We start from the raw sequence: 19780 nt of genomic DNA, 5'->3' as shown, positions 1-19780 counted from the left end.
TTTAAGATCGCCCGACGGGTCCTCGGTGCCGGCCCCGGGCACCGTGACCTGGTGCTCCGCCCTCCCAGGGGCCCGAGGAGACGTTGCGTCACGTCAAATGCGGCGCCGCGGTTTCCCTCGTTCGATGCGCCCACTCGTTCCTTACCGGTCGGTCGGTTCTGGCATCGTGGGCTTTCAGTTCGGAAGGGCGCGGCACTGTGCCGTGGTTGGGGATGACCGATGACCGCGTGGGCCGATCACCGGCCACTGCCCGGCGTAGTGGGGCGGGCCGTTGAGCATGAGCAGGTGTCCGGTCTGCTGAGCGGTGCTTCGCTGGTGACGCTCACCGGGGCCGCCGGGGTGGGCAAGAGCGTGCTGGCCCGCGCCGTCCTGGAGGAGCACACCGCTCGGCACGGCGGCACGGTCATCCGGGTCGGCTGCTGGGACGGCCTGGCCGAGGGCGGTCCGGCCGAGGCGCTGCTCCGGGCGGCGGGGCAGGCGGACACCGTCTGCCGGGACACCGCCAGGCCTCTCGCCCGGCAGGCGGCCGACCCTTGTGCCGGCGCACCGCTGCCCGGCGGGGCGGACCGGACGGAGCCCGCCGCGGCCCGCACTCCCGCGGGCGGCACGGCCCTCGCGGCGCTGGCCGCACACTGCCGGCGGCAGCGTGCGACCGTGCTGCTGGACGACTGCGACCCGGTGCTCGCCGAGTGCGCACAGCTCGTGCGGCGGCTGCTGCGGGCCGATCCGTCGCTGCGCATCGTGGCGACCGCACGGGGCCCGCTGGGACTGGCCGAGGAGCGGGTCGTCGGCCTCGCGCCGCTGCCGGTGACGCTGGGCGAGGGGATCGCAGGACCGGCGGTCGAGCTGCTGGCCACGCGGGTCGCCGGCACCGGGACGGCAGCCGCGGCGCCCGAGCTGCTGGTCACGGTGTGCCAGGCGCTGGAGGGCTCACCGCTGGCGATCGCCCTGGCCGCGCACCAGTTGGACCGGATGTCCCTGCCGCAGCTCGCCGCGCAGGTGGGCACGGACGGTCCGCTGTTCTACTCCGGGCCGGCGGCAACCGTGCGGCACACCTCGCTGCACGCCGCGCAGGCCGCGGGCTACGCCCTCTGCTCGCCCACCGACCGCCGGGTGTGGGCCAGGCTCTCGGTGCTGCCCGGCGACTTCGACCCCTGGCTCGCCGGATGCGTCTGCACCAGCAGTGACGTGCCCGCGGCGGCGGTCGACGGCGCACTGGAACGGCTCCGTACGGCCTCGGTCGTCGAGCGCGTACGGGAGGCGGGTGGCGCGCACGAGGACACCGGTGCCGCGCTGCCGCCGCGCTACCGACTGCCGCGCGCCGCCCGGGACTTCGGGCGGACGCAGCTGCGTGAGGCGGGCGAGGAGTCAGCGGCACTGCGGCGGTTCCGGCAGGCCTGTGCGGCACTCGCGGCCGAGGCGCAGATCACCTGGCAGGGGCCGGACCAGCAAGTCGCCGTGCGGCTGGTGGAGGACGAACAGGCCAATCTCGACGCGGCGCTGACCCGGCCGCCGCAGGACGCGGAGGATGCGCTCGGCGCGCTGGAGATCGCGGTGTCCCTGTGGTTCCACTGGGCCGCCTGCGGCTTCCGCCGGGAGGGGCGGGCCCATCTGGACCGCCTGCTGCTGCTCTCCCGGGACGACACCGCGCTGCGGGCCCGGGCACTGTGGCTGGCCGGCTATCTCGCCGCGCAGGAACACTCGCTCACCACCGCAAAGGCCCTGCTCGACGAGGCCTGGAGGGCGGCCGTGATGCATGCGGACTCCGACGGACTGGCGCGTATCGCGCATGCGCACGGCGTGCTGGAGCTGTACCGCGGGAACACCGCGGCGGCCGTGGCGTGCCTGGAGGAGGCGGCCCGGCACCACTCCAGGGATCCGTGGTTCGGGCCGGGTCCCGCCCACAGCTGGGCGCTGCTCGCCATCGCGCTGGCGCCGCTCGACGCGGAGCGGGCGCGGACGGCGGCCCACCGCGCCTGGGAGACCCGGCACTGCGACGGCGATTTCTGGCTGTACTCGACGGTCCTCTACGCCCGTGCCATGACCGAGAGCGCCCACGGGAAGCCGACGGCGGCGCTGCGCGCCTGCCACAAGGCGCTGGTGGCCAAGAAGCTCATCGGCGACCCGCTGTTCATCGCGGGCGTCCGCAACATGCTGGCGGGCCTGCGCCGGACCGTGCGCGGCGGGGCGGCACGGCCGGACTCCGAGGCGGAGACCCCGTGGTGGCAGCGCGGCGGGCCCGGTGTACGGGCCCGGCCGTTCTTCTCGCGGCTGCGGGCCGGCTCCTGAGGGCCGGGCCGTCCGCGGCGGGCCGCCGGGGGAACACGCTGGGTGACGCGCCGACCGCGTTCGGGATGCGGGAGCCGGGGGCCGGTCGCATGCTGGGAGGCATGAAGCGTGCCCCCGTGATCGTGCACCCGCCCTGCACCGGCGGTCGCCGTGTGTCGCTCAACGGACAGGATCTGGGACGGGCGCTGCGGCCCGGTGATGTGGCCGCGATACTGCGCCGGGCCGGTTTCGGCACCGCGAATTTCGTCTGGGACGACACCGGACTCTTCGAATGGCGCGACGGCGGGCCCGATGTCTGGCTGATGCCCTGACGTGCCTCCGCCAACGGGCCCGCGGCGTCGGCCGAGTGGTGCCGAGTGCACCGCGGAACTGCCGTGGAGGGCCGTACGGACCGCGCGGAGGGCGCTGCGGCCCAAAAAAGAGGTCAGTCGACCGTCGCGGTGACCGGCGCCTGCGCCGCCTCGCGCGCGGCGGCCGCCTTCTTCGCGCGGTGCTTCATGAGGAGGAAGGACCCCGCACCGAACAGCAGCGCGGCGACCAGCCCGAGCCAGGAGAAGCGCTTGAGCCACGCCTCGGCGACCATGCCCACGCTGTAGATCAGCGCGGTGGTGCCGCCGGCCCAGATGATGCCCCCGAGGACGTTGGCGATCAGGAACTTCCAGTACGGCATCTTCAGCACGCCGGCGAGCGGTCCCGCGAAGATCCGCAGCAGCGCGACGAAGCGGCCGAAGAAGACCGCCCACATGCCCCACTTGTCGAACTTCGCCTCGGCCATGGCGACATGGTCGGGGCCGAAGTGCTTGGGGAACTTCCGGCCCGCCCACTGCAGCAGGGGCTGGCCTCCCTTGCGTCCGATCAGATACCCGATGGAGTCACCGAAGATCGCACCCGCGGACGCACAGGCACCCAGCACGACCGGATTGATGTGGTCCTGGGTCGCCGCGAGAATGGACGCGCTGACGAGGACGATCTCGCCGGGCAGCGGAATGCCCACGCTCTCCAGACCGATCACCACCCCCACCAGGAGGTAGACGCTCACGGCCGGTACGGTCTCGAGCCACTCCTGGATGTGCAACGCCGCTTCCTCCGCTGGTGTAGGGCCCCCGTGGGCCGTGCGCCGGCAGCCATGACAACGGTGCCGGTCGATCCCCTGGCGCGCCTCGGCACGCCCGGGAAGCGTACTCGATGGCTCCGGCGGAGGGCCGAATCCGAGTGTGCTGCGCAACACCCGTTCCCGTGGCCCGGTACGGGAGCCGAGCGACCCCTCGGGAGCGGCGACGGCCCGCCGTGCGGGGCACGACGGGCCGGGGAACCCCCGCTGTGAATCAGCTCACTTGTTGGGGCGCAGGGTCCACACGATGCTCATCTCGCCGGTGACCGCGCCGTCCTCGCGGGTGATGGCGATGTTCACGGGGAACTCCGGGCGCTCGCCGGCGTCGAGCTCGGCGACGACCTCGGCCACCGGCCGGCCCAGCTCCGCGGTGGCGGTGACCGGTCCCATGGCGAGCTTCTTGTAGCCGATCTCGGCGCGCACGGCCAGCGGCACCGCCCGGCCGAGCTGGTCGCCGAAGGCCGCCATCACGATGGCGCCGCTCGCCGACTCGGCGAGGGTGAACATCGCGCCGGCGTGCGGTCCGCCGACGTGGTTGTGGAAGTCGGCCTGGTCGGGCATGCGGACCACGGCGCGCTCGGCGGTGGTCTCGGCGAACTCGAGGTTCAGGGTGCGGGCCATCGGCACGGAGGCCGCCATCATTTCGCCGATCGACGGCAGGGTCTCGGAGGACATGGGCATCATGTTACCTAGCGGTAGCTTAGGTGTGAAGGGGCGGGCGCGCTCCGGCCGCCGGGGCCGACTCGAACGCCTCGGCCCCACGACAGCACCGCCGGAAATATCCGTGTGCGGCACACGCAGCGCCGTGCCTATCGTTGACGCCCATGCGGCCAGGACAACAGCACAGCGAAGACGGAGGGGTGCGGGCCCCGGCACACCCCGTGCGCCGGGCGGCGGGCGCCCCGGACCGGACGTGGTTGCCCGCGGCGCCCTCCGTGCCGGTGCCCTCGTGGTAGGGGCCCGTCCCGCCTGGGCGGGGCGCAACTACCTGCTGCTCACCGGCGCCACGGTCATCGCGAACCTCGGCAGCTCCGGCGCGCTGATCGCCACCGCCTTCGCGGTGCTCGCCTCCGGCGGCTCCGCCACCGACGTCGGCCTGGTGGCGGCCGCGCGGACGGTCGCGCTGGTCCTCTTCCTGCTGCTCGGCGGCGCGGTCGCCGACCGGCTGCCCCGGCACCGTGTGATGGTCGCCGCGAACGCCCTCAGCTGCGCATCCCAGGGCCTGTTCGCGCTGCTCGTCCTGACCGGTGAGCCGCGGTTGTGGCAGATGACCGTGCTGGCGGCCCTCGGCGGCACGGGGCAGGCGTTCTTCGCCCCGGCCGCCGAGGGCATGGTGCTCGCCAGCGTCTCCGGCGACCAGGCGGGGCGTGCGTTCGCCGTGTTCCGTATGGGCATGAACGGCGCGAACATCGGCGGCACCGCGCTCGGCGGCGCCCTGGTCGCCGCGGTCGGCCCCGGCTGGGTGCTGGCCGTCGATTCCGCCTCCTTCGCCGTCGCGGGCCTGCTGCGCGCGTTCCTCGACGTCGAGAAGGTGGCCACGCGCGCCCCTGGCGGCGGTGTGCTGCACGATCTGCGGGACGGCTGGCGCGAGGTCGTCTCCCGGCCGTGGCTGTGGACGGTGGTGGTGCAGTTCTCCCTCGTCAACGCGATGGTGTCGGCCGCCGAGGCGGTCTACGGGCCGCTGGTCGCCGAGCAGCATCTGGGCGGACCCGGGCCCTGGGGACTGGCACTGGCCGCCTTCGGTGCGGGCACGGTGGGCGGCGCCCTCATGATGACCCGGGTCAAACCGCACCGTCTGCTGCTCACCGGCTCGCTGTGCGTCTTCCCGCTGGCCCTCCCGTCCGCCGCGCTCGCCGTGCCCCTCCCCGCGACCGGACTCGGCATGATCATGTTCGGCACCGGGGTCGCGGTCGAGGTCTTCGCGGTGATGTGGATGATGGCGCTGCACCAGGAGATCCCCGAGGAGAAGTTCTCCCGGGTCTCGTCCTACGACTGGCTCGGGTCCCTGGCCATGGTCCCGCTCGCCACCGCGCTGGCCGGCCCCGTACAGGACCTCATCGGCCGGCAGGCCGCGCTGTGGGGCTGCTCCGCCGTGATCGTGCTGCTCACGGGGGCGGTGCTGTGCGTGCCCGACGTACGGCGGCTGACCCGGCGTACGACCCCGGAACCGGCCGCCGAAGGGGCGGTCTCCCGCGCGGCCTGGGCGGGAGAACCGCACACCGCGGAGGCGGAGTGACCGGCCTTCGCGGCCCTGGTGCGGGGGCGCGGCGGTCCATGCTCAGCCGACGCTGAACGCACCGTCCGGCGGCAGCGGGGACGCCACCGCCTCGGCGTCGCGTACGGGGACCGCGTCCGCGATCAGCCGCCGCAGCGCCGCACCGTGCTCGACGCGGGCCGGGAACGCGTCACCGGCCGTCCGCCGGGCCAGTGCGGCGACGGGGAGCGGTGCCGGCGAGGCGAGCAGCACGGCATTGCCGAACCGGCGGCCGCGCAGCACCGAGGGCTCGGCGATCAGTGCGAGATGCTCGAAGACCGCGGCGAAGTTGGCGAGTTGGCCGCGCAGGAAGCCGAACGGGGCACCGTCCGCGAGGTTCGCGGCGTAGCAGCCGTCCGGCCGCAGCACCCGGGCCGCGGCCCGCGCGTACTCGATCGAGGTCAGATGCGCCGGCACCCGCGAGCCGCCGAAGACATCCGCCACGATCACATCGGCGCTGCCCTCCGGCGCCGCCACCAGGGCCGTCCGGGCGTCCTCGGCGTGCACCGTGATCCCGCTGTCGCCGGGCAGCGGCAGGTGTTCCGTCACCAGGGCGAGCAGCCCACGGTCGGCCTCGACGACGTCCTGCCGTGAGTGCGGGCGGACGGCGGCGAGATAGCGCGGCAGGGTCAGCGCCCCGCCGCCCAGGTGCAGCACATCGAGCGCCCGGCCCGGGGCGGCCACCTCGTCCAGGGCGTATGCCAGCCGGCGGACGTACTCGAATTCCAGATGGGTCGGCGCGTCGAGGTCCACATACGACTGGGGTGCGCCGTCCACCGTGAGCAGCCAGGCGCGCGGGCGGTCGACGTCCGGCAACAGCTTGGCCGTGCCGCAGTCCACGGTCCGGGTGACGGGTATCGGCTCGGGTGCTTCGTCCACCGTCCCATTGTGCCGGTGCGGCCACGGTGTCCCGGCCCCGGCCGCCCCGGCGGGCCGGTTGCACGCCCTGCGCCGGCGGTCAGGCGATCGGCCCGCCACCGGCAGCCATCGGCGCGACGACCACCACCCGTTCGTATCCGGTGGCCAGATCGGCGTTGGCACTGCAGTGCACCCCGCCGTCGATCCACCGGGTGCCGTCCATGGTGACCGGCGGATGGATACCGGGAGGCGGCTGCGCCCGGCACCCGGAGAAGTGCCAGGCGCAGCCTTCTGACCTGCGGTGTTCTACTCCTCGACGGTGCGCACCGTGCCCGCGCCGACCGTGCGTCCGCCCTCGCGGATCGCGAAGCCCAGGCCCCGCTCCAGCGGCACGTCCCGGCCCAGTTCGACCGATACCGTCACCGTCTCGCCGGGCCGGGCGACGCCCCGCTCGCCGAGATCGAGGTCGCCGACCACGTCCGCGGTACGGATGTAGAACTGCGGCCGATAGCCGGTGGACAGCGGCGTACGGCGGCCGCCCTCCTCGGTGGAGAGCACATACACCTCGGCGGTGAAGCGGCGCCGGGGGGTGACGCTGCCCGGTGCGGCGACCACGTGCCCGCGGCGCACCTGGTCACGGTGCAGACCGCGCAGCAACAGCGCGACGTTGTCCCCGGCCTCGGCGGACTCCATGGGCTTGCCGAACGTCTCCAGCCCGGTGACCGTCGTCTCGGTCTCCGCGCCGAGCACCGCGACCCGGTCGCCGACCCGCACCGTGCCGCGCTCGACGGCTCCGGTGACGACCGTGCCGCGGCCGGTGATGGTCAGCACGTTCTCCACCGGCAGCAGAAACGGCGCGTCGACATATCGCTCGGGCATCGGGACATAGGTGTCGACGGCGTCCAGCAGCGCCTCGATCGCCGCCGTCCAGCGTGGGTCGCCCTCCAGGGCACGCAGCCCCGAGACCCGTACGACGGGTACATGCTCCCCGTCGTAGCCGTGCGCGCTCAGCAGTTCGCGCACCTCCAGCTCCACCAGGTCGGTGAGCTCCGGGTCGCCGGCGTCGGCCTTGTTGAGGGCGACGACGATGTGCCGGACGCCCACCTGCTTGGCGAGCAGCACATGCTCGGCGGTCTGCGGCATGATCCCGTCGAGTGCCGAGACGACGAGGATCGCGCCGTCGAGCTGCGCCGCGCCGGTCACCATGTTCTTGATGAAGTCGGCATGGCCGGGCATGTCGACATGGGCGTAGTGCCGGGTGCCGGTCTCGTACTCGACATGCGCGATGTTGATGGTGATGCCGCGGGCGGCCTCCTCCGGGGCCCGGTCGATCCGGTCGAAGGGCACGAACGTGCCACTGCCGCGCGCGCTGAGGACCTTGGTGATGGCCGCGGTCAGCGTCGTCTTGCCGTGGTCGACGTGGCCCATGGTGCCGATGTTCACGTGCGGCTTGGTGCGCACATATGCCGTCTTGGGCATGGTGTTCTTCCTCGCAACAATGCGGTGAGGACGGCGACTTGGCGCCGTGGGGACCCCTGAACCCGGCCGACCCTCCCCCTGCGGGGTCCGCCGGACGATCCGGAGAGGGTCAGCTTCGTGCGCCGTCGGCCGCCGCGGCGGCCGGGACGGCGACCGCTGCGGCGGCAGTGACTGCGGAGACGCAGGCGGCGAGGGCCGCGAGGAAATCGACGGCAGCCTTCAGCTCGTCCGCGACTGCGGACGGGAGCGGGAGGAAGGCGTACCGGAACATGCGCCCTATGGTGCCGGGTGCCCGCTGCCGCGTCGAACGATTTATCCGGCGGCCGTCCCGGTGCGCCCGGACGGGTCGCCGGCCGCCGACCGGCCCGGCGGCGTATCCGGCGCGGCGTCAGGACGCACCGATGCCCGGCGGCTCACGCACCGACGCCCGGCGGCTCACGCACCGTCGCTGCCATTACGGCTCCCCGGCAGCCCCGTCGGATACGCTCCCGGAGTGTTCCCACCCGCCGCAGCGCCCGCCGGCCTCGCCGCGCGCTGCGCGCGCGTACTGCTGTCTCCCCGGGCCCGGCTGTGCCTGCTGGTCACCCTGCTGGCCTGCGGCGCGGCCGTGACGCTCTGGTGGCAGCCGCAGCATCTGCTGACCGGCGCCCGGCCCGCCCGGTCGTCCGGCCCTGCCGCTCTGGTGCTCTTCGCCCTGGCATACGGCGCGTGCACCAGCGCCTTCGTCCCGCGCCCGGTCCTCAATCTCGCGGCGGGGGCCCTCTTCGGCAGCCAGGCCGGGCTGGCCACCGCGCTCGCCGGTACGGTGCTGAGTGCCGCGCTGACGTTCGGGCTCGGCCGGCTGCTCGGACAGGACGCCCTGCGCCCGTTGCTCCGCGCCCGCTGGCTGACGGCCGTCGACCGGCAGTTGAGCGAGCACGGCTTCCGCTCGATGCTGGTGGTCCGGATCCTCCCCGGTCTGCCGTTCTGCGCCATGAACTACTGCGCCGCCATCTCCCGTATGGGCTGGGGCTCCTATCTGGCCGCCACGGCACTCGGCAGCATCCCGAACACCGCGGCCTACGCCGTGGCCGGCGCGCGGGCCTCGACGCCCACCTCACCGGTGTTCCTCGCAGCCATGGGCTTCATCGCGATCAGCGCTCTGGGCACGCTGGTGGTGGCGTGGTGCAAACGCAAGGCGCTGCGCGAGGGCTGACAGCGGTTCGGGCGGGCACGGCGTTCCCGGCGACGGCCACGGGGCGGGCGACTGTGGAGCCGGCAAGCGCGGCCGGGCCGGCGCGGATCGCGCGGCCCCCGGGCGGGCAGGTGCGGCAAGGCGGGCGGCCACCGTACGTCCAGGGCCCTTTGGCCGCCCGGACATCTTCGGACGTTACGCTGCCCCCTGTCGGCGATGATCCACATCCGCCGCCACCGTCCGCTTTCTCCCCTCTTGCGCAGGTCAGCGCCTGACCACCCTTGGATAGCGTATTTTCCATGTCTTGGTTTGAATCATTCGTCCTCGGACTCGTCCAAGGGCTGACCGAGTTCCTGCCGATCTCCTCCAGTGCGCACCTCCGTCTGACGGCGGCGTTCGCGGGCTGGCAGGACCCCGGTGCGGCGTTCACCGCCATCACCCAGATCGGCACCGAAGCGGCCGTCATCATCTACTTCCGCAAGGACATCGGGCGGATCGTCTCGGCCTGGGCGCGCTCCCTCTTCCGCCGGGAGCTGCGGCACGATCACGACGCCCAGATGGGCTGGCTGGTGATCGTGGGCTCGATTCCGATCGGTGTCCTGGGCATCACCCTCAAGGACGCCATCGAGGGCCCGTTCCGCGATCTGCGGCTGATCGCCACCACCCTCATCGTGATGGGTGTGGTGCTCGGCATCGCCGACCGCCTGGCCGCCCGCGACGAGACCGGCGGTCGGCACCGGGCCGCCAAGCAGCGCAAGTCCCTCACGGATCTCAGCGTCAAGGACGGTCTGCTGTACGGCATCTGCCAGGCCATGGCGCTCGTCCCCGGCGTCTCCCGCTCCGGCGCCACGATCAGCGGCGGCCTCCTGATGGGCTACACCCGAGAATCCGCGGCCCGCTACTCCTTCCTGCTCGCCATCCCGGCGGTATTGGCCTCCGGCGTCTTCGAACTCAAGGACGCGGGCGAGGGCCACGTCTCCTGGGGCCCCACCCTCTTCGCCACGCTCATCGCCTTCGTCGTCGGCTACGCCGTGATCGCATGGTTCATGAAGTTCATCTCCCACAGGTCCTTCATGCCGTTCGTCGTCTACCGCATCCTCCTGGGCATAGCCCTGTTCGCCCTGGTCGCGGCGGGGACCCTGACGCCGCATGCGGGCGAGACGGCAGGCTGAGAGGACATGTGGCCAGGCCCTCGGGAAGGGCGGGCCTGCGACCGACACCGACGGGCGCTCAACGGCCTGGGAATCAGGGGGCGAGAGATCAAGGGGTCAGAGGGTCAGGGGATCAGCACACAGTGGTTCTCGATGACCCTGCCACTGCGATCCAGGCCTCCGCAGACGGCCAATCGCGGATACGCCCTGATCTCACGGTTGACGACGAACCGCCACCGCGACACGTTGGCCTTGCGGTTCCCGTAATCGCCCACGAAGGCGCGCAAAGTCCCCGGCAGTCCGTCCCGCGTCGTGACGGTGATGTCCTGGACGTAGTCGCGCCCCTGGTAGGCCGTGGCCACGCAGATGTAGGTGCCGCAGGTGGACTTGACCTCGGCGCTCGCCGGTGCTGCGGTCGCCAGCCCCAGCGCACCAACGGCGGCGAGCGCCGCCCCGACCGTCGCCGAGCGCCGCCGTGCCATGGTCACCGGCCGGCCCCTCTCGTGTCGCGTGTGCACCACAAGACCCCCTTGTCTACTGCTCGCAGTCGGCTGACCGCACCACTGTCCACACTGTCGCGGGCGCTCCCGGATTCGACAAGGAGCAAGGAGCAAGGAGCAAGCAGTCTCTTGGGCTCTCTGCGTCCCCGCTCAGGAATCCCGGTGGGGACGCGTCGCCCTCGGCCGGGCCGGTGCCGGCCTGCGAGGCAGGGTGGGGTACGGATCGCACGTGCATCGTGTGGGCTCAGGAACTGAGATGGTATTGGGCCCAGGGCTGATGGGCCGGCGCGGCATCCTCGTGGGAGGGCGCGAGGGGCCCCCACGGGGCGAGAGCGTTGTCCCATTCCGAGGCCAGGGCCGCCATGTCCGGTACGGACTCCGCGGGCGGCATGGCGCCGGTGTGCCAGGCGGACGCCATCTGGTGCCCCGAGTGCGTGGCGTTCCAGGAGTTCGTCTGCTGTGCGGGGATGGTGTATTCGGACTCGTGCACCTCGCCGGTGCCGCGCCGGTGGCGTCCCGCATGGCTCTCTACGGGGCCGGGGTAGAACCGCCCCTGGGCGGAGAGTTGTTGGGCGCGAGTGACCAGGCGGGTGAGATCGAGCCCGAATTCGGCGGCGAGTTCCCGCAAATCCACCCCGGTCTGCCAACTGCCGATCAGGACCGCGTCCATCGCCGGGGACCAGGTCTGTTCCGCTGCCCCCGGGCCTCCGGCCCCTTCGCGGGGCAGGCCGGTGGGACGCGTTCCGGCAATCGGGTTCTGGTGGGAGTATTCGGCGGCGGGATCGGGCGCCGGCGGGACCTCCTCCGGCTCCCGCAGTGGCGCGGCGGGAGTGGCGGCGGCCAGCAGCTCCTCGGCGACCGCACGGGCGTCGTCCTTGCCCACCGTGCGCCGGGCGATCCGTACTTCCCGCTCGTTCAAACCGAACAGACCGGCCACCGCACCGGTGCTGCCCACCGTTACCGCAAATGCCGCCAAAACCCGTGACCGGTCCGCCTGCGCCTCGTCAAGTCGGGCCTGTGCCTCGCGCACCCGCTCATCGCCCAGACAAAACGCTTCTGCCAGCACGGCGTTGCGGTCCCACAGCTCTCTAGGATCCATACCCATTCAACGGCTCTTGGCCAGAGGTGTCCCGACCCGGCCCGGCAAAGCACTCCAAAGCACTCATCGAACCACCAGATGACAATCACCCCGGCACCCGGGCGGCGATCGCCCGCGATCTGGTCGGGATGTCATATTCCCTGGTCACACGCTTGCGTACCTACTCGACGTGGATTGTCGGTGCCATGAGCTATTGTCATGATCAATGACATTTTCATAGTTCCATGTGCTCATGGGGGGGCCATGACTCATTTCTTCCGTACCTCTTCCCGGCTCGCGGGGGCGGTACTCACCGGAGCCGTGCTGTGCAGCACGGCGGCCTGCACGGCATCGGGCGACCGCCCGGCCGCCTCGGGGAGCATCAACGCCGCTCCGGTCGCCGCGGTACAGAAGGCCGTCGACAAGGGCGCCAGGCTCAACTCCGTCTCGTACCGGCTCTCCGGCAGGGTGCCGGGGCAGGGGACGATCGACGGCAAGGTGTCGTTCAGTATGCGCCCGCGCGCCATCGACATGCGCATGAAGGCTTCCGGGGGCAAGGAGGAGGGCGAGTTCTCGATGCGGCTCGTCGGGGACGCGGTGTATCTCGGCGGGGCCGGGAAGGCGACGACCGCGTTGGACGGCAAGCACTGGATCAAGTTCGCCATGAAGAACAAGGGGGCGAGCGCCCTCGGGGGGATGGAGCAGCAGGCGGACCAGGACCCGGCGGCGCAGGCTTCCCTGCTCCCCCAGTCCGACGACGTCAAGAAGGTCGGCGAGGAGATCGTCGACGGGGTGCGGACGTCGCACTACGCCGGTGTGGTCGAGGTGGCGGAGCTGCTGAACAAGCCGGGCATCAAGACCGCGCTGGGTGCCGAGCGCCGCAAGAAGGTGATCGAGCAGTATCGGCAGCTCGGGGTGAGCAAGCTGACGCTCGACATGTGGGTCGGCCCGGGCGACCGCACCGTGAAGTTCCGTGAGCGTGCGCAGGCGGCCCAGGGCCCGCTGGACATGACCATACGGTTCTTCGACGTCAACAAGCCGGTCAGGGTCCAGGCGCCGCCCGCTTCCGACACGGTGGATCTGGAGCAGAAGCTCAAGGAAGCAGGAAAGCGCCTGGGCTAGCGGCGTTGGGGCGGCGCGGCCTGGCTGTGTTGTCCGGTCAGGGTGCCGCCGCGCGGTGCGGGCTCGTCGAGGTGCGGGAGGCCGATCGGGTTGGGGAACGGCAGGACATCCGCGGCCAGGAGGCGGCGGACCAGGGGTTCGAGCGTATGGAGCAGCCCCTCGGTCTCCGCCTCGGGCAGCGGGTGCAGCAGCCGTCCGGCCAGCCGGTCGGTCGCCGCCTCGATGCGCTCGCGTTCCTGCCGGCCGTGTTCGGTCGCCTCCCCCCGTGGGTCCACGAGGCCACGGGCCCGCAGTCGGTCCGCCGCTTCCACCCACTCCTCCTCGCTCCAGCCGCGGTCCTGCCGCATGGTGTCCCGGGGGACGCGGCCCGCTGCGACGGCCAGGACCAGTGCCTCGCAGCCGTCGAGCCCTTCGTCGGCAAGCACCGCGAGATGGGCGTCGCCCCTGAACTCCCGCACGGTGGTGACCAGTTGCCACAGACGCTCGACAGGGTCGGCGTGGTCGCACAGCGCGCGGTTGGCGGCGAACAGGGGACGGGCGAGAGCCGGTGCCTCGTCGACGACGGTCTGGAGCGGGGGCAGCACCGCGGCTGCCGTGCGCTCCAGCCCGGGGGCGATCGCACGCAGCGCACGGGCCGCGCGACTGCCGCGCTCGTCGAGAACGTGTGCCGGGCTGACGACGCTCCAGGCCGCGGGCAGCGCACGGGCCACCATCTCCGGGGCGAACACTCCGAGTACTGCCGTGGCCGCCGCGGGCTCCACCGCCCCCATCGGCGCCGTGCGCGAGGCGAAATAGCCCATCCAGAAGCCCTTGAGGCCGAGGTCCTTGCCCAGGCGGCGACACCTGTCGTCGAAGTAGCAGACCGCATGCAGCGGCTCGGACAACAGCCAAAGCGATCGTGCGTGCAGCTCCATGCCCGCACGCTACCGCCGGCCGACGCCTGCCGCACCGCATCGCAGCGCGAAGGCCGCCCGCACAGGCACCCTCGGCGCAACCGACCCGAATCGAGGATCCATGGCGACACCCGACAACACAGAGATCATCAACAGCGCCCTCGACCACATCGTGGCGGGCTATGTCTTCCCCCAACGCGCCGCGGAGGCCGACCGGGCCCTGCGTGCACGGCTGGCAGCCGGTGAGTACGACGCGCTGAGCGGTGCCGCGCTCTGCGAAGCGGTCACCGAACATCTCCAGGAGGCCTGCCCGGACAAGCACCTCAGGCTGTTGTGGCAGGACGAGCCCCAGCCGCTCACCGCACCCGCGGACGACGGCGCGGGACGGGCGGCGTTCCTCGCCCTGATGCGGGCCGAGAACCACGGCATCCACCGCACTGAACAGCTCGACGGCAATATCGGCTATCTCGACGTGCGCTGCATAACCGACGCCGGGGCGGGCGCCCACGCGATCGGCGCGGCCATGGAGCTGGTCGCGCGCACTCGCGCCCTCCTTCTCGATCTGCGGAAGTGCCGGGGCGGCGCACCCACGGGCGCCGCGATGTGGTGCAGCTACTTCCTCCCCGACGACGAGGTGCACCTCAACGACCTCTACGAGCGCTCCACCGACTCCACCCGGCAGTACTGGACGCTCCCGTACCTGCCCGCGCCCCGCTATCTCGACCGTCCGGTGTACGTGCTCACCAGCGCGACCACCTTCTCGGGCGGCGAAGACGTCGCGTACACCCTGCAGGCCCACGGGCGCGCCGAGGTGGTCGGTGAGACGACGAGAGGCGGTGCGCACCCCACCGCCCGCCATCCGGTGACGGAGCACATCACGGTCACCGTGCCGACGGCCATGTCCGTCAACAGCGTCACCGGCACCAACTGGGAGGGCGTCGGCGTGCAGCCGGATCGTGCCGTGCCGGCCGAGAAGGCACTCGGGACGGCGCACGAGGAGGCGAGGGAGCGGTGGGGGCAGCGGTGAAGAGTCGGCGGAGGTGACACGCTCCGACGACAGGGAGTGCTGCGCGGAGCGCGTGGCGCCCGACGGCGGTCCGGTGTCAGCCGTCGGTGCGGCCGCCCGCGCCGAAGCCCGACTGCCAGGCCCACAGGTGGGTGCAGTTGGGGCACTGCAGGTGCAGGATGCTGCCCTTGTTCGACAGAAGGTAGCGCCAGTGATCACCGCAGGTGCGGCCGTCGAGGCAGGTGCCGCAGTCCTGGTGGTCCTGGCAGCGGGGGCACGGGACCCAGGCGCGGCGGCCGATGTCGGCGGTCGGGTCGAGCGGCAGCATGCTCAGCCCTGCCCGGGGCCCGGCAGCACCTCGGCGGCGACCAGCATGTCGTAGGTGGCCTGCTGCTCCGCGTCCAGACCCGAGTAGAGGAGCCGGTACGCCTCGTCCTCGCCCTCCACCACCGCGACGGGGTCCCAGGTGTCACCCAGCGCCGCGAGGACTTCGGCCCGCCGCCGGGCTTCGTGAGCGGCGAGGTCGAGCTCGAATATGTGGTGGTCAGAGGTGTTGCGGTCGTTCATGGTGCGCGTCCTGTACCACGTGCGGATGATGCGGACGTGTCTATCAAGCCGGGCGGCACTGAGGAAGCGTCAGGCGGAGCGGAGCGGGCCGGGAACCGCTGGAGTGAAGGATCGGTATCTCAACGTAAGGAAGCGAAATGGCGCATACCGACACCAAATGGAACCCCTGGCAAGGCGTTGCGAGCGGTATGCCGCATTTCGGCGGAATTCGAAGAGAATCCGAGGCGTGACGTAATTCATCCCTGTGGTGTCGGATCCTCCCGGCGGGGCGAGGGCCGGTGCGGACCGCCTCAGGGAGCGCCGGTGCCCCCGGCGGGGGACGGCGACCGGACGGGCAGGCGCCGTACCGCGACCGCGGCGGCGTCGTCGCCGAGCCTGCCGCCCGTGTGGGCCAGCAGGTCCGCGCGCAGCCGGCGCAGAACCTGCTGGGGATCGCCGTCGCCCCAGGCGCCGGCGCGCTCGGCAAGGGGGTAGAAGGCGCCCTTGTGGTCGCGGGCCTCACTCACCCCGTCCGTATAGAGCAGCAGCAGATCTCCTGGTGCGAAGGGGAAGGTCTCGACCTCGTAGTCCGGGGTGCCGGCCAGGCCGCCGAGGCCGATCGGCAAGGCGGTCCGCTCGCCGTACAAGGGGAGGGGAGCCTGCCCCTCGCGCAGCAGCAGCGGGGGCGGGTGACCGCAGTTGATGATGCGCAGCACGGGCCAGCGGTCGGGGAGGTCCAGCAGCACGGCGGTCGCGAAGGTCTCCTCGCTGTCGGCGACGGAGTCCGGGCCGGGAGCCGGGGCGACGGGAAGGAGGCCGTCGTTCTTGCCGGGGTCCGGTGCGGGCGCCGGCTCCGTCCCGGTGTCGGCGCCCGGCGCCTCGTACCACTGGCTGCTGTCCCAGCGGACGGCGCCGTCGAGGTGGACGGCCAGCCTGGGCAGGGTGGCCTGCCGGTGGGCGGCCGCCCGGAAGGCGCCGAGGAGGAGGGCGGCATCACCGTAGGCGGGCAGCCCCTTGCCCCGGACGTCGCCGATGATCAGCCGGGTGCTGCTGGTGGTGCGCGCCGCCGCGAACAGATCGCCGCCCATCTCCGCCTCCTCCTCGGCGGCCAGGTAGAACGAGGCGATCTCCAGGGCACCACTGCGCGCGGGCAGCGGCCGGAGCAGCACCTGCTGGGCGACCGCGGCCACCGAACGGCTCTGGGTGAGCCGGCGCTCGTTGCGGTCCCGTACGACGGTGAAGAGCACGACCAGGCCGGAGACGACCACCAGCGCGGCGATCTGGGCCTGCAGATTCGCGGTGAACAGCACCTGGCGCGCGATACCGATGAATACCTGGGCAGCCACCGCCAGCGCACCGATCGCGGCCGTCAGGCGGGGCCCGGCGAACGCGGCGGTGATCGCGGGAGCCGCGACGAGGAGGGGCCCCAGGTGGATGTCGGGCGGCGCGAGGACATCGATCACACAGACCGCCGCGATGAGCCCGATCGGGATCAGCACCAGGACGTGGGTCAGTTCCCGTCGTCCGTGCAGCGGTGTCCGCCGGGGAAGGGGCATGCCTCATGTTTGCACCCGGGCAAGCGAAATGCCCGGATGCCCCTTGTCGCCCCGTCGCCCCGCCACCCTTCCTCCCGCCGCCCTACCTCTCCCCGCCACCTCACCCCTCCCTACCGGGCGCCTCTCCCTTCAGGGCCGCAATGAGCAGATCGAGCGCGGGCTCGATCGCCGAGCCCGCCATCAGCGGAAGGTGGTCCCGGACGCGGTGCAGGCTGGGGAACTCCTCCGCGGGCAGACCGGAGTACCCGTCCCGCCAGGCCTGCTCGTCCGCCACGCGCTGGGCGGGTGCCAGCCGCAGCACGCCGGCGTCCAGTGCCGCGTGACCCAGGGCGGTGTCGACGAGTGCGTGGTAGCGGCGGACGGCGGCAGCCTCGTCGAACCCGGCCTGGAGCAGCAGACCGATACCCGTGTCGACCGCGTGCTGCTCATGGGGCCGGCCCGTGACCCGGACGGTGCTGAACGCGGCGATCTGCGGGTGGCGCAGTGCGGAGCGGTAGGCCCGCAGACCGAAGTCGCGCAGGTCGGCGGCCCAGTCGCCGCTGGGCGCGAAGCCGGTCATGGACTCGCCGATGAGGCGGTCGGCCAGCGCCAGCAGCAGATCCTCGGTGTTGCGGAAGTAGCGGTAGACGGCGGACGGATCGGCGCCGAGCGCCGCGCCGAGTTTGCGCACGGTGAAGGCCTGCGCCCCCTGGGCGTCGATCAGTTCGCAGGCGGCGTCGACGATGAGATCGGCAGACAGGACCACGCCTGAACTGGTCGGCCGGCGCCGCTTGCGCTCGACCGGGACGCGCTCGCTCTCCGCCACGCCGCACCCTTCCGCTTCGCTCCCGCCCCGGCCCCCGGGCCCTCTCAGGACAGTTAACCACCAGGTTACGTCAACACCGTTGACACAAGAATGAACGGCCTGTTTCATCGGCGGACATACACGGATCACCGCGGTGCCCCATCCCGCACCACCCCCTTCCGTACGACGCAGCCGGCCCCCGACCCCGGGCCCGGCCCGCGCCGTCCTGCCCCGCTTCACCCCGCACCTCCATGTCCCCCTGGCCCGCCCGAGACCGGTCCGGCCCGCAGCCCAAGGAGTGAGTGCCATGCCTTCCGCAGTGCAGCAGGACCCCGGCCCGGCGAGAATGCGCCGCTCGCTGGGGGTGAAGGACGGGGTGGCGATCGCCGCGTCGAGCACCGCCGCGACCACCAGCATCGGCATCGGTATGGGCACTCTGGCCGCATATACGGGACGACAGACGCCCGCCCTGTTGCTGCTGGCTTTCCTGCCCATCCTCGGGATCGCGCTGTCGTACGCCCGGCTCAACCGCATCGAGCCGAACTGCGGCAGCGGCTACACCTGGGTGGGCCGGTCCATCGGCCCCTGGCCCGGGTTCCTGACCGGGTGGGTGGTGCTGGTCGGAAGCGTGATCTTCATGGCCTACACGGGAGCGGTGACCGGCTCCGTGGTACTCCAGTTGGTCAACAAGCTGGGCCTGCGCAGCATAGGTGGGCTCCGGCTGGATCCGGCCTCGACCGGCATCAGCACCGCCGTCGGGCTGGTCGCGCTGGTGATCGTCACGGTCACCGCGATCACGGGTGTGCGCGCCGCGACCCGGCTGCAGATGTGGCTGCTGATCTTTGAGTACGCGGTCCTGCTGCTTTTCTGCGGCTACGCTCTCGCCACGGGTGACCAGCCGTTCTCCCTCTCCTGGCTCAACCCGTTCGAGATCTCCTCACCCCAGGCGCTGGCCCAGGGAATGGTGCTGGCGGTGTTCTTCTACTGGGGCTGGGACGCCGCGTTCAGCGTCAACGAGGAGACCCGCAACTCCACGGATGCGGCCCGCGGCGGACTGATCGCGCTGGTGACGATGCTGGGACTGTTCCTCATCGGTGCGCTCGCCTTCCAGCGGGTGATGAGCACGGAGGAGCTCATCCACAACGGGCCGCAGGCGCTCACCTTTCTCGGCAGCTCACTGGCGCCGGAACCCTGGGCCTCGCTGCCCCTGGCCGCCCTGATGTGCTCGGCCTTCGCCTCTCTCCAGTCGAACGTCATCCCCACCGCCCGCGGCACGCTGGCCATGGCCCGCGACCGCACTCTGGGCCCGGTCTGGCAGCGCGTGCACCCCCGCTACGGCTCCCCCGCCGTGGGCACCCTGCTGATCATGGCTCTCGCCGCGCTGCTCGCCGTGCTCGCGGTCGGCATCCCCAAGCTCAACGACATGATCCTGACCGCCGTGAACTCGATAGGCCTGACCGTGGCCTTCTACTACGGACTCACCGCACTCGCCTGCGCGGTGCGCTTCCGTGCCAGCCTCCGCGACGGAGTGGTGCGCGCGCTGCGCGATGTGATCGTCCCGGCGGTGAGCGCGCTGACGCTGTTCGGGCTCGGCGGCTACCTCGTCTGGGACTACGCGACCATGAGCGACCACTTCGAGGCGAACCCGGACAACGGCTGGTTCATGCTGCTGCTGCCCGCGCTGTTCATCGCGATGGGCCTGGCCACCGCCGCCTGGGCCAAATGGGTGCGCCGCGCCCCGTATTTCCGTACCGGCCAGGGGACAGACGCCGACTCGATCAACCTGCCGATGGACGCGGACGCCGCCGCGCTCCCCAGCCCGTCGGAGGGATGACCGCCCCTCCCGGACCCCCCTCCCGCAGCCCGCCGGCCTCGGTCCGTCACGACACTCGGCACAACCCCCGCAGACACCACAACCTCCGCAGACACCGCCACGACACCCGCTACGCCCCCGATCGCCCCGCACCCCATACACACCC

21 protein-coding genes are annotated in these 19780 nt (G+C 72.1%); 8 read left to right on the top strand and 13 right to left on the bottom strand.

Annotation, left to right across the window (positions count from 1 at the left end):
- Positions 1–219: 219 nt before the first annotated feature.
- Both D9V36_RS38300 and D9V36_RS38295 read left to right on the top strand, forming a co-directional pair.
- Positions 220–2289 carry an ATP-binding protein gene (locus D9V36_RS38300; protein WP_129297810.1) on the top strand — a complete coding sequence of 690 codons (2070 nt, stop codon included), beginning with the start codon at positions 220–222 and terminating at the stop codon, positions 2287–2289.
- A gap of 101 nt (positions 2290–2390) precedes the next feature.
- Positions 2391–2600: a hypothetical protein gene (locus tag D9V36_RS38295; protein ID WP_164993110.1), complete on the top strand. Its 210-nt coding sequence runs from the start codon at positions 2391–2393 to the stop codon at positions 2598–2600.
- Between the two features lie 113 nt (positions 2601–2713).
- Here the strand turns inward: D9V36_RS38295 and D9V36_RS38290 are convergent, their stop codons facing one another.
- Entirely contained in the window at positions 2714–3364 is a 651-nt protein-coding gene (locus D9V36_RS38290; RefSeq protein ID WP_129297809.1) for a DedA family protein, read from the bottom strand.
- Positions 3365–3619: 255 nt separating this feature from the next.
- Positions 3620–4075 (bottom strand): DUF4442 domain-containing protein, encoded by a 456-nt coding sequence (locus D9V36_RS38285; protein ID WP_086717747.1) that lies wholly within the window; start codon positions 4073–4075, stop codon positions 3620–3622.
- A gap of 238 nt (positions 4076–4313) precedes the next feature.
- Between D9V36_RS38285 and D9V36_RS38280 the strand changes: the two genes are divergently transcribed.
- A complete protein-coding gene (locus D9V36_RS38280; protein ID WP_129297808.1) occupies positions 4314–5636 on the top strand; it encodes an MFS transporter in 1323 nt (440 codons plus the stop codon).
- A gap of 42 nt (positions 5637–5678) precedes the next feature.
- Here D9V36_RS38280 and D9V36_RS38275 read toward each other — a convergent pair whose 3' ends face one another.
- From D9V36_RS38275 to D9V36_RS41270, 4 genes are all read right to left on the bottom strand, one after another.
- On the bottom strand, positions 5679–6533 hold the full coding sequence (locus D9V36_RS38275; RefSeq protein WP_129297807.1) for a spermidine synthase: 855 nt from the start codon (positions 6531–6533) through the stop codon (positions 5679–5681).
- A 79-nt stretch (positions 6534–6612) separates the two neighbouring features.
- Entirely contained in the window at positions 6613–6735 is a 123-nt protein-coding gene (locus D9V36_RS38270) for a hypothetical protein (protein ID WP_347239859.1), read from the bottom strand.
- Positions 6736–6818: 83 nt separating this feature from the next.
- On the bottom strand, positions 6819–7991 hold the full coding sequence (gene tuf, locus D9V36_RS38265; protein ID WP_129297806.1) for an elongation factor Tu: 1173 nt from the start codon (positions 7989–7991) through the stop codon (positions 6819–6821).
- 109 nt (positions 7992–8100) lie between these two features.
- Positions 8101–8262 carry a hypothetical protein gene (locus tag D9V36_RS41270; RefSeq protein WP_164993109.1) on the bottom strand — a complete coding sequence of 54 codons (162 nt, stop codon included), beginning with the start codon at positions 8260–8262 and terminating at the stop codon, positions 8101–8103.
- Between the two features lie 222 nt (positions 8263–8484).
- On the opposite strand from D9V36_RS41270, the gene D9V36_RS38260 reads away from it, so the two are divergent.
- Complete coding sequence (locus tag D9V36_RS38260; protein ID WP_129297805.1) at positions 8485–9186, top strand: TVP38/TMEM64 family protein; 702 nt, start codon at positions 8485–8487, stop codon at positions 9184–9186.
- A 278-nt stretch (positions 9187–9464) separates the two neighbouring features.
- On the top strand, positions 9465–10337 hold the full coding sequence (locus tag D9V36_RS38255) for an undecaprenyl-diphosphate phosphatase (protein WP_129297804.1): 873 nt from the start codon (positions 9465–9467) through the stop codon (positions 10335–10337).
- 104 nt (positions 10338–10441) lie between these two features.
- Here D9V36_RS38255 and D9V36_RS38250 read toward each other — a convergent pair whose 3' ends face one another.
- Together D9V36_RS38250 and D9V36_RS38245 are read right to left on the bottom strand one after the other, a co-directional pair.
- Entirely contained in the window at positions 10442–10798 is a 357-nt protein-coding gene (locus D9V36_RS38250; RefSeq protein WP_129298980.1) for a hypothetical protein, read from the bottom strand.
- 262 nt (positions 10799–11060) lie between these two features.
- Positions 11061–11921, bottom strand: coding sequence for a hypothetical protein (locus D9V36_RS38245; RefSeq protein WP_241721207.1), 861 nt, complete (start codon positions 11919–11921; stop codon positions 11061–11063).
- Positions 11922–12158: 237 nt separating this feature from the next.
- On the opposite strand from D9V36_RS38245, the gene D9V36_RS38240 reads away from it, so the two are divergent.
- Positions 12159–13016: a hypothetical protein gene (locus D9V36_RS38240; protein WP_129297803.1), complete on the top strand. Its 858-nt coding sequence runs from the start codon at positions 12159–12161 to the stop codon at positions 13014–13016.
- Here the strand turns inward: D9V36_RS38240 and D9V36_RS38235 are convergent.
- Positions 13013–13930: an SCO6745 family protein gene (locus D9V36_RS38235; protein WP_241721206.1), complete on the bottom strand. Its 918-nt coding sequence runs from the start codon at positions 13928–13930 to the stop codon at positions 13013–13015. The genes D9V36_RS38240 and D9V36_RS38235 overlap by 4 nt on opposite strands.
- Before the next feature lie 100 nt (positions 13931–14030).
- Here D9V36_RS38235 and D9V36_RS38230 point away from each other — a divergent pair, with 100 nt between their 5' ends.
- Positions 14031–14936, top strand: coding sequence for a S41 family peptidase (locus D9V36_RS38230; protein ID WP_129297802.1), 906 nt, complete (start codon positions 14031–14033; stop codon positions 14934–14936).
- A 76-nt stretch (positions 14937–15012) separates the two neighbouring features.
- Here D9V36_RS38230 and D9V36_RS38225 read toward each other — a convergent pair whose 3' ends face one another.
- From D9V36_RS38225 to D9V36_RS38210, 4 genes are all read right to left on the bottom strand, one after another.
- Positions 15013–15243, bottom strand: a complete 231-nt coding sequence (locus tag D9V36_RS38225) for a hypothetical protein (RefSeq protein WP_129297801.1) — start codon at positions 15241–15243, stop codon at positions 15013–15015.
- A gap of 2 nt (positions 15244–15245) precedes the next feature.
- Positions 15246–15482, bottom strand: a complete 237-nt coding sequence (locus tag D9V36_RS38220; protein ID WP_129297800.1) for a DUF6400 family protein — start codon at positions 15480–15482, stop codon at positions 15246–15248.
- A 290-nt stretch (positions 15483–15772) separates the two neighbouring features.
- On the bottom strand, positions 15773–17017 hold the full coding sequence (locus D9V36_RS38215; RefSeq protein WP_129297799.1) for a PP2C family protein-serine/threonine phosphatase: 1245 nt from the start codon (positions 17015–17017) through the stop codon (positions 15773–15775).
- 100 nt (positions 17018–17117) lie between these two features.
- Positions 17118–17822, bottom strand: coding sequence for a TetR/AcrR family transcriptional regulator (locus tag D9V36_RS38210; RefSeq protein WP_129297798.1), 705 nt, complete (start codon positions 17820–17822; stop codon positions 17118–17120).
- A 286-nt stretch (positions 17823–18108) separates the two neighbouring features.
- Here D9V36_RS38210 and D9V36_RS38205 point away from each other — a divergent pair, with 286 nt between their 5' ends.
- Positions 18109–19635, top strand: a complete 1527-nt coding sequence (locus D9V36_RS38205; RefSeq protein ID WP_241721205.1) for an APC family permease — start codon at positions 18109–18111, stop codon at positions 19633–19635.
- Positions 19636–19780 lie beyond the last annotated feature (145 nt).

It is taken from the genome of Streptomyces lydicus (assembly GCF_004125265.1).
GTDB classification, from domain to species: Bacteria; Actinomycetota; Actinomycetes; order Streptomycetales; family Streptomycetaceae; genus Streptomyces; species Streptomyces lydicus_C.
This window is presented reverse-complemented; position numbering and strand designations above follow the sequence as displayed.

Coding starts and splice junctions, on each gene's coding strand:
- D9V36_RS38285 (WP_086717747.1), bottom strand. CDS start 4,075: ATGTCCTCCGAGACCCTGCCGTCGATCGGCGAAATGATGGCGGCCTCC.
- D9V36_RS38250 (WP_129298980.1), bottom strand. CDS start 10,798: ATGGCACGGCGGCGCTCGGCGACGGTCGGGGCGGCGCTCGCCGCCGTT.
- D9V36_RS38255 (WP_129297804.1), top strand. CDS start 9,465: ATGTCTTGGTTTGAATCATTCGTCCTCGGACTCGTCCAAGGGCTGACC.
- D9V36_RS38205 (WP_241721205.1), top strand. CDS start 18,109: ATGCCTTCCGCAGTGCAGCAGGACCCCGGCCCGGCGAGAATGCGCCGC.
- D9V36_RS38240 (WP_129297803.1), top strand. CDS start 12,159: ATGACTCATTTCTTCCGTACCTCTTCCCGGCTCGCGGGGGCGGTACTC.
- D9V36_RS38230 (WP_129297802.1), top strand. CDS start 14,031: ATGGCGACACCCGACAACACAGAGATCATCAACAGCGCCCTCGACCAC.
- D9V36_RS38225 (WP_129297801.1), bottom strand. CDS start 15,243: ATGCTGCCGCTCGACCCGACCGCCGACATCGGCCGCCGCGCCTGGGTC.
- D9V36_RS38215 (WP_129297799.1), bottom strand. CDS start 17,017: ATGCCCCTTCCCCGGCGGACACCGCTGCACGGACGACGGGAACTGACC.
- tuf (WP_129297806.1), bottom strand. CDS start 7,991: ATGCCCAAGACGGCATATGTGCGCACCAAGCCGCACGTGAACATCGGC.
- D9V36_RS38300 (WP_129297810.1), top strand. CDS start 220: ATGACCGCGTGGGCCGATCACCGGCCACTGCCCGGCGTAGTGGGGCGG.
- D9V36_RS38245 (WP_241721207.1), bottom strand. CDS start 11,921: ATGGGTATGGATCCTAGAGAGCTGTGGGACCGCAACGCCGTGCTGGCA.
- D9V36_RS38295 (WP_164993110.1), top strand. CDS start 2,391: ATGAAGCGTGCCCCCGTGATCGTGCACCCGCCCTGCACCGGCGGTCGC.
- D9V36_RS38220 (WP_129297800.1), bottom strand. CDS start 15,482: ATGAACGACCGCAACACCTCTGACCACCACATATTCGAGCTCGACCTC.
- D9V36_RS38270 (WP_347239859.1), bottom strand. CDS start 6,735: ATGGACGGCACCCGGTGGATCGACGGCGGGGTGCACTGCAGTGCCAAC.
- D9V36_RS38235 (WP_241721206.1), bottom strand. CDS start 13,930: ATGGAGCTGCACGCACGATCGCTTTGGCTGTTGTCCGAGCCGCTGCAT.
- D9V36_RS41270 (WP_164993109.1), bottom strand. CDS start 8,262: ATGTTCCGGTACGCCTTCCTCCCGCTCCCGTCCGCAGTCGCGGACGAG.